Here is an 11,696-nt window from a genome sequence, read left to right on the forward strand (position 1 = left end):
TTGGTATTAAATACGGCCCCTTAACTCTGAGTGTCGACTGGATGGAAGATACACACAGGGTTTTTTACAACGCGACAAGACTGGACGAGTACTATGTCAGAAGATTTTAAACAAGCTGCTCTCGATTACCACGCGAATCCAAAGCCAGGTAAAATCAGTGTTGAGCTGACCAAGCCTGCTAACTCCTCTCGCGACCTGTCTCTGGCTTACAGCCCGGGTGTTGCTGAGCCGGTAAAAGAAATTGCAGCCGATCCTGAGAACGCTTACAAATACACCTCTAAAGGTAACCTGGTAGCGGTTATCTCTGACGGTACTGCGATTCTGGGTCTGGGTGATCTGGGTCCGCTGGCATCCAAGCCGGTTATGGAAGGTAAATCTCTGCTGTTCAAACGTTTCGCGGGCGTTGACTCCATCGACCTGGAAGTTGAATCTGAAAGCCCACAGGCTTTCATCGACACCGTACGTCGCATCGCTATCACTTTTGGTGGTATCAACCTGGAAGACATCAAAGCACCAGAGTGTTTTGAAATTGAACGCACTCTGATCGAGCAGTGTGATATTCCGGTATTCCACGATGACCAGCACGGTACTGCAATCGTAACCGTTGCCGGTGTTCTGAACGCGCTGGAAATTCAGGGCAAGAAAATCGAAGACGCCAAAATGGCTGTTCTGGGTGCCGGCGCTGCCGCGATCTCATGTTCTAAACTGCTGATCCTGGCAGGCATGAACCCACAGAACATCTTTATGTGTGACCGTAAAGGCGTGATCCACTCAGGCCGTGAAGACCTGAACCAATACAAGCAGGCGTTCGCAGTGGATACTGACAAACGTACTGTTGATGACGCTCTGAACGGTGCCGACATCTTCCTGGGTCTGTCTGGCCCGAACATGGTTACCGGCGAACAAATCGCAACCATGGCTGACAACGCCATCGTCTTTGCCTGCGCTAACCCGGTTCCGGAAATCATGCCTGAAATCGTTAAGGAAGTACGCCCGGATGCCATCATGGCGACAGGTCGTTCTGACTTCCCGAACCAGGTGAACAACGTATTAGGCTTCCCGTTCATTTTCCGTGGTGCTCTGGACGTACGTGCCAAGCGCATCAACGAAGAAATGAAACTGGCCGCAGCCAAAGCACTGGCTAACCTGGCGAAAGAACCGGTTACTCAGGAAGTTCTGGACGCTTACGGCGTTGACTCTATGGCATTCGGTAAAGAGTACATCATCCCGAAAGCCACCGATTCCCGCCTGCTGGGTGCAGTATCGACTGCCGTTGCTCAGGCAGCGATCGATACCGGTGTAGCTGCTGGCCCTCTGCCTGCGAACTACCCACTGAAGTCTCTGGATGATATCTAAGCGATAAGCGTCCGGCGTTACCGCCGACTTCAGAAAACCGCGCGTTACTCAGGTAACGACGCGGTTTTTTTATGCCTGATCAGCGGAATAAATAATCTGACAATAACGCCTGATACACCGTCAGGATACGTTCATAACGACCGTTATCACGGATTTTCTGGAAGCCACGATCAAAGCTGTCGCGTAACATCTCACTATGAAACACCGCGTAATACTGTGAGCGTGCGAAAATATCGTGATATTGCTGTTCCTGGCGATACAACTCACTGGCTGGGTTTTGCCGCCGCAGCTGGCTGAGAAAATAACGGAAGATGGTGCGATCCATCACCAATACCTGACGCTCACGCCGGAACAAATCCTGTACCTGCTCAACCTGCAGCGTGTATTCGCGATAATCCGTAATGGCCGCTGCCACCTCCGGATAAGGTTCCGGCATCAGTTTTGTCGCCAGCCGGAAGGCGCCCAACCGGTATGGCTGCAGAGCCTCAACCGTGTCGATGGTGTAATTGTCGGCGCGTAAGGTAATCGCCTGATTATGAAAAACGATCAGTGGCAGAGCGGAGAAATACGCCGCTGGAAATTGTTCCGCCTTGCCAACAAACACAGCATCCACACTTTTATCCATAAACGCCTGCAACACTTTGTCATTGTCACCATAGCGTAATACCACCTGAATATTTTCTTCCGCCAACGCCGCGCGGAAAACATCCACTACGATTCCCCGGTCTTTGTCGGCGATCACATACGGTGGCATGGATATACCCGAACCCAGGGTAATGGTTTGATCCGCCAGCAGGGTTAATGGCCAGACCAGCAATAACAAAAGCCGGATCATAAATGCATCTCCAGAATATCCCCCTGTTATCCTAGACGAGGAATTCACTGCCCGTTCGCCACGGTCTTATTCCGGGCAATAAAAAAGCCCTGACGACCAGGCCGTCAGGGCTTTTTCAGACAAACGGTCGCTTATTTGCTCTTCGCACGCTTACGTTCGTTTTCTTTCAGCAGCTTCTTACGCAGACGAATGCTTTCTGGTGTCACTTCAACCAGCTCATCATCTTCGATAAATTCCAGCGCCTGCTCCAGCGTATGACGCACCGGCGGTGTCAGGTTGATCGCTTCGTCGGTACCTGAGGCACGAACGTTGGTCAGCTGCTTGGCTTTGGTTGGATTCACCACCAGGTCGTTATCACGCGAGTGCAGACCGACAATCATGCCTTCGTAAACCTCAACTGCCGGCTCAACGAATAACCGACCACGATCCTGCAGCGTGAACAACGCATAACCCAGCACTTTACCGGCGACCATAGACACCAGTACACCATTATGACGGGTGGAGCCCAGGCCGGTTTGTACCGGACCATAATGATCAAAGACGTTGGTCAGAATACCGGAGCCGGAAGTCATGGTCATAAACTGGTTACGGAAACCAATCAGGCCACGAGCCGGCATAATGAATTCAAGGCGGGTACGGCCTTTGCCATCCGGAACCATGTTGGTCATTTCGGCACGACGGTTACCCATCTCTTCCATCACTGAACCCTGGTGTTCGTCTTCGATATCGATCACCACCTGCTCGTACGGCTCCTGCAACTCACCGTCGACTTCTTTCTGGACCACTTCCGGCTTACCAATCGCCATCTCGAAACCTTCACGACGCATGGTTTCAATCAGTACCGACAAGTGCAGTTCACCACGACCGGAAACTTTAAATTTCTCCGGACTGTCACCCTGTTCAACCCGCAACGCCACGTTGTGGATCAGCTCCTGATCCAGACGGTCTTTGATATTACGCGAGGTGACGTATTTACCTTCTTTACCGGCGAACGGTGAGTCGTTCACCTGGAAGGTCATGGAAACCGTTGGCTCATCAACGCTCAGCGGTGGCAATGCTTCCACATTGTTTGGCTCACACAGAGTGTCAGAGATGTTCAGACCGTCGATACCGGAAATACAAACGATGTCACCGGCGGCCGCTTCGGCCACGTCAACACGGTTCAGGCCGTGGAAACCTTTCACCTGCTGAATACGGCCTTTACGGGTATTGCCTTCAGCGGTGATCAGCTGGATATCCGTACCTGGCTTCAGTTTACCGCGGGTAATACGGCCAACACCGATAACACCAACAAAACTGTCGTAATCGAGCGCCGACACCTGCATCTGGAAGGGGCCATCCACTTCGACTTTAGGCGCTTCAACATGATCCACAATCATCTGGAACAGCGGCGACATATCTTCAGCCATATTGTCCGGATCATCACCGGCAATACCATTCAGCGCAGAGGCGTAAATCACCGGGAAGTCGAGCTGCTCATCTGTCGCACCCAGGCGGTCAAACAGATCGAAGATTTCGTCCATGACCCAGTCAGGGCGTGCGCCCGGACGGTCGATTTTGTTGATTACAACGATTGGGCGCAGGCCACGCTCGAACGCTTTCTGAGTGACAAAGCGGGTCTGAGGCATAGGGCCGTCTACCGCATCGACCAGCAGACATACAGAATCCACCATCGACATCACCCGCTCAACCTCACCACCGAAGTCGGCGTGTCCAGGGGTGTCTACGATGTTGATACGATAGTCGTTCCACTTAATGGCGGTGTTCTTCGCCAGAATGGTAATACCACGTTCTTTTTCCTGGTCGTTCGAGTCCATAACTCGTTCGCCACCCTGGTTACGATCCAGCGTACCGGATTGCTCCAGCAGCTTGTCTACCAGTGTGGTTTTACCATGGTCAACGTGGGCAATGATGGCGATATTTCTGAGATTTTCGATCACAGCACGGGCCTTTCTTAAATAGAATGAGGGCGGTGCTGCGCTATCGTCAGGCATCAACACCATAAAAAATGAGGCGCGATTATACCCGAGTTCCCCGGCCTACTACACTGTCTTTTTCCCGGAATATCCTGGCTTTTATCCATATACGAAAACAGAGCGTGAACCTATAATGTGCAGGCGATTACGGGAAATTACTGCCCTCATCTGCAGTTTGCACCATATTGGTTCACACCAACGGCGCAATGTTTAAATTTGGTGCAGTTTATTTGCGCAACATTCAATAAAGCCCTGATTCTGTGCGATTTCAGCGCTTTTATTGAGTGGCACACTAATTGCTCCTGTAGATTTATCGAAATTAAGCATAACTGCCGGGGCAGCAGCCTCGTATCAAATTGAACCAGCATCTGGAGAAATGAAGATGTCAGAGAACACTCTGAACTTGATCAAAGAAAACGATGTACGCTGGGTTGACCTGCGTTTCACCGATACCAAAGGTAAAGAGCAGCACGTTTCTATCCCTGCTCGTTACGTCGACGAAGAATTCTTCGAAACCGGTCAGATGTTTGATGGTTCCTCCATCGCTGGCTGGAAAGGCATTAACGAATCCGACATGATCCTGATGCCAGACGACAGCACTCCTTACCTGGATCCTTTCACTGAAGATGCCACTCTGATCCTGCGTTGTGACATCATCGAACCAGCGACCATGCAAGGTTACGAGCGTGACCCACGTTCTGTTGCCAAGCGCGCTGAAGAATTCCTGAAGTCCACCGGCCTGGGCGACACCGCTTTCTTCGGTCCTGAGCCAGAATTCTTCCTGTTTGACGACGTTCGCTGGGGCGCGGACATGTCGGGTTGTTTCTACAAAATCAACTCTGACGAAGGTGCCTGGAACAACGAAGCCGTGATGGATGGCGGTAACCTGGGTCACCGTCCTCGCGTTAAAGGCGGTTACTTCCCGGTTCCACCAGTAGACAGCCACCACGACATCCGTGCGGCTATGTGTAACACCATGGAAGCGATTGGTCTGGACGTAGAAGTTCACCACCACGAAGTGGCCAACGCCGGTCAGAACGAAATCGGTGTTAAGTTCAACACCCTGGTTAAAAAAGCGGACGAAGTACAGATGATGAAATACATCGTCCACAACGTCGCAGCCGCTTACGGCAAAACCGCAACCTTTATGCCTAAGCCAGTGGTTGGCGATAACGGTTCCGGCATGCACGTTCACCAGTCTTTCTGGAAAGACGGCGAGAACCAATTCGCTGGTGACGGCTATGCAGGCCTGAGCGAAATGGCACTGTACTACATTGGCGGTATCATCAAACACGCGAAAGCGCTGAATGCTTTCACTAACCCGTCAACCAACTCGTACAAGCGTCTGATCCCGGGCTTCGAAGCACCGGTAATGCTGGCATACTCTGCCCGTAACCGTTCGGCTTCTATCCGTATCCCATACGTTGCTTCGCCTAAAGGTAAGCGTGTTGAAGCACGTTTCCCTGATCCGATGGCAAACCCATACCTGGCATTCGCTGCCATGCTGATGGCAGGTATCGACGGTATTAAAAACAAAATCCACCCTGGTGATGCAGCGGATAAAGACCTGTACGACCTGCCAGCAGAAGAAGCAGCAGCGATTCCTCAGGTTGCCGGCAGCCTGCGTGAAGCGCTGGAATCCCTGCAAGCAGACAGCGACTTCCTGGTTGAAGGTGGCGTGTTCACCAAAGACATGATCGACGCTTACGTTGAACTGAAAATGGAAGACGTGTACCGCGTAGAGCACACGACTCACCCAGAAGAGTTCGACATGTACTACAGCCTGTAAGGTTACTTACAGCAGAGTTCTTCCGGGCCAGTGTGTGCTTCTCGGCACACACATCCAATTCGGCCCAGAAGAGTTCGACATGTACTACAGCCTGTAAGCTCACGCTTACGGCACAAAGAAGGTCGCGAAAGCGGCCTTTTTTGTGGCTGTCATTCTGTTCTTTAACGATATAGCTGTAGGAGCGGACCCTGTCCGCGACACACGGGCGTACAGCCTATCGCGGACAGGGTCCGCTCCCACAATAGAGATTGCACCATTTCAGGGCAATATATGGAAACTCCCAGTGCTGGACTTAACCCGCAATCGTAATACAGACCTGCCGGAGACAGAATAATGGCTGCAAAAGGTGTATCTCTTCGCCTGGAAGAACAAACGATAGAGCAACTCAATAAAATCGCCGCGTTAACTGAGCGCGATAGCTCTTACCTTCGACAATCTTCCCGGATGGCATTCATCACACCTTCCGTGTCGGGCCGCACGTCGCGCCATAATAAAAAGGCTTCTGCCGCCTGTTCCACCAGCATGCCTAAACCATCAATGGTTTTCAGCGCACCCTGATCCAGCGCCCACTGGTTAAACACGGTCGTTTCGTTGCTGTACATCATGTCGTAACTGACGGTTTCCGCAGTGACACAGGAGGCAGGGATCGGAGGCAACTCACCCGCCAGACTGGCAGAGGTACCGTTAATAATCAGATCAAACTCGCCACACACGTCAGCAAAACCACAGGCTGCGATTTCGCCCAGATCGGCAAAATCCCGGGCTAAGGCTTCGGCTTTGCTGACGGTACGGTTGGCCAGAGTAACATTGGCTGGCTTCTGTTCCAGCAGCGGCTGCAATACCCCACGAACTGCTCCACCAGCACCAAGAATCAGAACGCGTTTACCTTCGATAGCAACCTTCTGATTCACCACAATATCGCGCACCATGCCTACACCGTCGGTGTTATCGGCCAGTATGCTGCCGTCCTGCAACTTCATCAGCGTATTCACCGCCTGAGCACGCTGCGCACGGGCACTGAACTGATCGGCATAACGCCAGGCATTTTCTTTAAACGGCACAGTGATATTCAGGCCTTTGCCACCGCGACGAAAGAAGTCATCCACTGCCGTATCAAATCCATCTAACGGCACCAGGATGGCTGAGTACAGCATCTCCTGATCAGTAATTTTGGCAAATGCGGTATGAATCTGAGGTGATTTACTGTGGCCTATCGGATTGCCCATCACGGCGTATAAATCGGTCATGCGAGTCCGCCTTATTAAACCCAGTCTTTGTGTGGTAAAAATTCATCGTATAACCGGGCTTCCGGCGACCCCGGCTGTGGCTGCCAGTCGTAATCCCAGTGTGCTACGGGCGGCAGCGACATCAGAATGGACTCAGTACGACCACCGGTCTGCAAACCAAAAATGGTGCCGCGGTCGAATACCAGATTAAATTCCACATAACGCCCACGACGATAAAGCTGAAATTTACGTTCACGCTCGCCGTAGGTTTCGTCCTTGCGCCGCGCCACAATCGGCACATAAGCATCGATATAGCCATCGCCCACAGCCTGCATAAAGGCAAAACTTTTATCGAAATTCAGTTCGCCATCCCAGCTGTTCAGATCATCGAAGAACAACCCGCCAACCCCGCGGGTTTCATTACGGTGCTTGAGGAAGAAATAATCGTCGCACCACTTTTTGTAACTCGGGAAGACCTCATCACCAAACGGTGCACACAGGTCTTTGGCGGTCTGATGCCAGTGAATCACGTCCTCCTCGTAAGGATAAAACGGCGTCAAATCAAAACCGCCACCCATCCACCACACCGGCTCTTCGCCGTCTTTTTCTGCAACAAACAAACGTACATTGGCGTGTGAGGTTGGCACCATCGGATTACCCGGATGAATCACCAGCGAAACCCCCAGTGCCTGAAAGCTGCGACCAGCCAGTTCCGGCCGACTGGCGGTCGCCGATGCCGGCAACTCCGGGCCCTGAACGTGAGAAAAGTTCACACCACCTTTCTCAATCACCGCACCATTGGCAATCACCCGGGTACGGCCACCGCCGGTTAACGCCAGCGAACTGTCGTTCGGATCACGTTCCCAGGCATCTTCAACAAAAGTGGCTGCGCCATCCTGAGCCTCCAGAGCGGCACAGATGCGATCCTGCAGATCCAGTAAATACGCTTTAACCGCCGCAACATCGACGCTGTTAGATTGACTCATCTTGATTCCTTAACGCAGCCGCTGGCCATCCAGGGTGCGTATTTCTGAAGGTTGTTTCTGATCGCCGAGCTGGCCCGGCAAAATAAAGTCCGGGCTGTGGCTATGGCCGCTTGCCGGGCTGAAGTATTGCCGTAACTGCACCAGCGAACGCGCCGGCTCGTGTCCGGCCGGATTGGCCGAGGTTGATACCAGCGGGCCTGCCACTTCACATAAGGCTTTCACCAGCGGGTGCGCACTGATACGCACCGCCAGGGTCTGGTGCTCACCACGTAACAGTGGCGGCACATGCTGTTCACACGGCAACACCCAGGTCACCGGCCCGGGCCAGGTGGCATCCAGTTGCCGGAAATCTTCGGCAGACAGAGGCAGCAGGTAGTCGTCCAGCTGATCGAGTGACGCCGCGACCACTAACATGCCTTTTTGCCACGGCCGTTGTTTAATCGCCAGGATACGTTGTATTGCATCCTCGTTGGTCGGGTCACAGCCCAACCCCCAAACCGCTTCGGTCGGGTAAGCGATAACGCCGCCCTGTTCGACGCAACGGCGCGCCTGCTGTAAATGCCAGGTATTCAAAATATTCTCGGTGTTTAAAAAACGGACAATAATAAGAGGGAAGCGGGAACACTAACCCATGCACAGAATTCCGACAAGCCCACAGCGCATGCGGTTATTTTAACCGCTGGTAACCACCCGGCAGCTGAGTGATCCAGCCGGCCAGTTCCAGTTCCATCAGCCCGGGTAATAACTGTTCCATTGCCAGTCCGCTGCGAATCGCAATCAGATCCGCACTGGTGGCAGAAAAGTCGATATGAGTCACCAGCGGTGGCAAGGGCGGCACTTTCAGCGCCGATGATGGCTGTTTGTTCTCCTCAGCCGGAGCGCCAAAATCAAGACTGTCCTGAATCCCCTGAGGAGCTCCCCTGAGTCCCAGTTCGGTCAGAATGTCATCTGCGCTTTGTACCAGATAAGCACCGTCGCGAATCAGCTGATGACAGCCCTGGCTGACCGGATTATTCACCAGACCAGGCAGAGCAAACACTTCGCGCCCCTGCTCTGCTGCCTGATGGGCAGTGATTAACGAGCCACTCTTGATAGCTGCTTCCACCACTACGGTCGCCAGACTCAGACCACTGATAATGCGGTTACGAGACGGAAACTGGCGTGACTGCGCTGCTGTTCCCGGGGCAAATTCCGACAATAACAGACCCTGCTGGGTCACCATCTGTGCCAGCCCCAGATGACGCTGAGGATAAATCACGTCCGGGCCACTGCCCATCACCGCAATAGTGCTGCCAGCAGCAATCGCCCCCTGATGAACAAAACCGTCGATACCAATCGCCAGACCACTGACCACAGTGACGCCGGCTTCAGCCAGTTCCTGCGCCGTTTGTTGCGCCCAGCGGGCGCCGTAATCCGTGGGGTTACGGCTGCCAACCATGGCCACCATCGGCTTATTCAGACAATTGATATCGCCGTGGTAATACAGAAGGATCGGCGCATCGCGTAATGTTGCCAGTGCCGCGGGATAGGGATCCACCCCGGCCAGTAACACGCCATAACCTTTAAAACGGCACCAGTTCTGCACCACATCAAAGCCCTGCAGCAGGGTGTTATCGGTTTTCCAGCGTTGCGCCGCTTGTGGTTTCAGGCCGAGTGCCACCAGCTGCTCGACGGAGCACTGCAGCAGATCATTAGGATGGGATAATTGCTGGCGGATTTCATTAAGCGTTACCCGCCCGACCCCGGGCAAATTAGCTAACTTCCACCAGGCTTTCAGCAGCTCTTCCCTGAGCATCATCAGCAGCCCTCCTGGCTGGTGCAGATTAAGTTGTTACGGCGTAACAAACTGATCGCCGACACGCAGCGGGCTGGTAGCACGCATCACCAGTGCGTAAGACAATTTATCGAAGGTACGGAACACCATCAGGGTACCGGCACGGGTATTCGGTAACCGGACTTTTTCGCCCGCCACCCGGTCGTAGATCACATTACCGGCTTTTTCGATCACCAGTACGGCGCCCGGTTCCAGCTGATCCCGTTCACCGCGATTCAGCACCACCACATCGTATTGGCCAACCTGGCTGACACCTCCGGATACGGCCAGGATCTGGCCACGAATATCCTCAGCCGGTGGCTTAGGGTAATAACGGGCGATCAGCTCACGATCTTCGGTTGGTAACAGACGGTCGCCCACGGCTACCTGCTGATTGGTGCGCTCCAGATTGAGGGTCATGATTTCGTCATCGATCTCCAGCACCCGCGCCAGGCCGATATCCAGCGCTTCCAGACCCAGCACTTCTTTGGTTTCCGGATCACGGTAGACCTGGCTCTGACGGAACACGCCATAAGCGGCCGCAGGCTCTTCACTGAAATCACCACGGGCGTACACCTTATTACCGGCCCCCATCAGGATGCGGTTATCGGTACCGGATAAAATACGCGGTGCTTTACGTAACACGTCGCTGTCGACCACCCGGTGTTCGCGCAGGAAACCACGAATGGCATCCAGCGGAATTGCCGGAATGGCGGATTCAATCGGTTCCACCCGGGCAACCGGCTGCATTTTCACCACGCCCGGCGACAGCTTGACCGTACGGCTGGCCGCACCACGCTTGACAACCGTCGCTTTGGTTTCACCGTCAATGTTGACCAGACCAATCTCATCACCCGGGAAAATCAGGTGCGGATTTTCGATCTGATTGTTCTGATACCAGATTTCCGGCCATTGCCAGGCGTCATCGGCATAACGCTCTGCAATGTCCCACAAGGTATCACCTTCCTGAACCACATAACGTTCCGGAGCACCCGATTTAACTTCCAGAGCCGTTGTTGCAGCAGAAAACGCTGCTAATCCGCAAAGGAGAAGGCGCTTGAAGGTTTTGCTCATCCTGTATTCCCTTTATCATTAGCCGTTGGCGACTTGTAAACCGCAGTGTAGCAAGTGAAGGCCATTATTATCTAGAACCAGTTCTATAACTTCAGCGATTCAAATAGTACAGAATTTTTATGGCTTTACTCCCAATTTTAGAATATCCGGACCAGCGTTTACGTACCGTCGCCCAACCAGTGGCGCAAGTGGACGACCGCGTACGGCAGATCATCGACGATATGTTCGACACTATGTACGACGCCCCGGGCATTGGCCTGGCAGCGACGCAGGTAAATATTCACGAGCGCATCATCACCATCGATGTGTCAGAAGACAAAAGTGAACCTCTGGTGTTTATCAACCCGGAAATCACCGTACTAGAAGGTGATCCGGAAAGCATGCAGGAAGGATGTTTGTCAGTACCGGGCTTCTACGAAGAAGTCACCCGTATCGAACATTGCCTGGTGAAAGCACTGGACCGTGATGGCAATGAGTTTGAGATGGAATGTCGTGGCCTGTTAGCGGTCTGCATTCAGCACGAGGTCGACCACCTGGAAGGCAAACTGATGGTTGATTACATCTCACCGCTGAAGCGTAAGCGCATCAAAGATAAGCTCGATAAAAAACACAAACTCGAAGCCCGCCGCCAGTAATCAGGA

10 protein-coding genes are annotated in these 11,696 nt (G+C 53.1%); 3 read left to right on the forward strand and 7 right to left on the reverse strand.

Annotated elements, in window-relative coordinates; genetic code table 11:
- Positions 1–93: 93 nt before the first annotated feature.
- Positions 94–1,356: a malic enzyme-like NAD(P)-binding protein gene (locus ACFOMG_RS04210; RefSeq protein WP_376864970.1), complete on the forward strand. Its 1,263-nt coding sequence runs from the start codon at positions 94–96 to the stop codon at positions 1,354–1,356.
- Between the two features lie 79 nt (positions 1,357–1,435).
- Here ACFOMG_RS04210 and ACFOMG_RS04215 read toward each other — a convergent pair whose 3' ends face one another.
- Positions 1,436–2,191, reverse strand: a complete 756-nt coding sequence (locus ACFOMG_RS04215; protein ID WP_376864971.1) for a substrate-binding periplasmic protein — start codon at positions 2,189–2,191, stop codon at positions 1,436–1,438.
- 131 nt (positions 2,192–2,322) lie between these two features.
- A complete protein-coding gene (gene typA, locus ACFOMG_RS04220) occupies positions 2,323–4,131 on the reverse strand; it encodes a translational GTPase TypA (protein ID WP_376864972.1) in 1,809 nt (602 codons plus the stop codon).
- A gap of 418 nt (positions 4,132–4,549) precedes the next feature.
- Between typA and glnA the strand changes: the two genes are divergently transcribed.
- A complete protein-coding gene (gene glnA / locus ACFOMG_RS04225; RefSeq protein WP_376864973.1) occupies positions 4,550–5,956 on the forward strand; it encodes a glutamate--ammonia ligase in 1,407 nt (468 codons plus the stop codon).
- Positions 5,957–6,378: 422 nt separating this feature from the next.
- Here glnA and aroE read toward each other — a convergent pair whose 3' ends face one another.
- The 5 genes from aroE to ACFOMG_RS04250 all read right to left on the reverse strand — a co-directional run bounded on the left by aroE (position 6,379) and on the right by ACFOMG_RS04250 (position 11,055).
- A complete protein-coding gene (gene aroE, locus ACFOMG_RS04230; protein ID WP_376864974.1) occupies positions 6,379–7,203 on the reverse strand; it encodes a shikimate dehydrogenase in 825 nt (274 codons plus the stop codon).
- A gap of 14 nt (positions 7,204–7,217) precedes the next feature.
- The gene (gene hemF, locus ACFOMG_RS04235; protein ID WP_376864975.1) at positions 7,218–8,168 is read right to left on the reverse strand and encodes an oxygen-dependent coproporphyrinogen oxidase; all 951 of its coding nucleotides are present in this window, start codon (positions 8,166–8,168) and stop codon (positions 7,218–7,220) included.
- Positions 8,169–8,177: 9 nt separating this feature from the next.
- Positions 8,178–8,741, reverse strand: a complete 564-nt coding sequence (locus ACFOMG_RS04240) for an L-threonylcarbamoyladenylate synthase (protein WP_376864976.1) — start codon at positions 8,739–8,741, stop codon at positions 8,178–8,180.
- Positions 8,742–8,835: 94 nt separating this feature from the next.
- Entirely contained in the window at positions 8,836–9,966 is a 1,131-nt protein-coding gene (gene dprA / locus ACFOMG_RS04245) for a DNA-processing protein DprA (protein WP_376864977.1), read from the reverse strand.
- A gap of 33 nt (positions 9,967–9,999) precedes the next feature.
- Positions 10,000–11,055, reverse strand: a complete 1,056-nt coding sequence (locus ACFOMG_RS04250; protein WP_376864978.1) for a LysM peptidoglycan-binding domain-containing protein — start codon at positions 11,053–11,055, stop codon at positions 10,000–10,002.
- A gap of 119 nt (positions 11,056–11,174) precedes the next feature.
- Here ACFOMG_RS04250 and def point away from each other — a divergent pair, with 119 nt between their 5' ends.
- Positions 11,175–11,690 (forward strand): peptide deformylase, encoded by a 516-nt coding sequence (gene def, locus ACFOMG_RS04255; protein ID WP_376864979.1) that lies wholly within the window; start codon positions 11,175–11,177, stop codon positions 11,688–11,690.
- Positions 11,691–11,696: the final 6 nt, after the last annotated feature.

The organism is Bacterioplanoides pacificum (assembly GCF_042648445.1).
Classification (GTDB): domain Bacteria; phylum Pseudomonadota; class Gammaproteobacteria; order Pseudomonadales; family Oceanobacteraceae; genus Bacterioplanoides; species Bacterioplanoides pacificum.

Coding starts and splice junctions, on each gene's coding strand:
- ACFOMG_RS04250 (WP_376864978.1), bottom strand. CDS start 11,055: ATGAGCAAAACCTTCAAGCGCCTTCTCCTTTGCGGATTAGCAGCGTTT.
- ACFOMG_RS04210 (WP_376864970.1), top strand. CDS start 94: ATGTCAGAAGATTTTAAACAAGCTGCTCTCGATTACCACGCGAATCCA.
- hemF (WP_376864975.1), bottom strand. CDS start 8,168: ATGAGTCAATCTAACAGCGTCGATGTTGCGGCGGTTAAAGCGTATTTA.
- def (WP_376864979.1), top strand. CDS start 11,175: ATGGCTTTACTCCCAATTTTAGAATATCCGGACCAGCGTTTACGTACC.
- ACFOMG_RS04215 (WP_376864971.1), bottom strand. CDS start 2,191: ATGATCCGGCTTTTGTTATTGCTGGTCTGGCCATTAACCCTGCTGGCG.
- aroE (WP_376864974.1), bottom strand. CDS start 7,203: ATGACCGATTTATACGCCGTGATGGGCAATCCGATAGGCCACAGTAAA.
- dprA (WP_376864977.1), bottom strand. CDS start 9,966: ATGATGCTCAGGGAAGAGCTGCTGAAAGCCTGGTGGAAGTTAGCTAAT.
- glnA (WP_376864973.1), top strand. CDS start 4,550: ATGTCAGAGAACACTCTGAACTTGATCAAAGAAAACGATGTACGCTGG.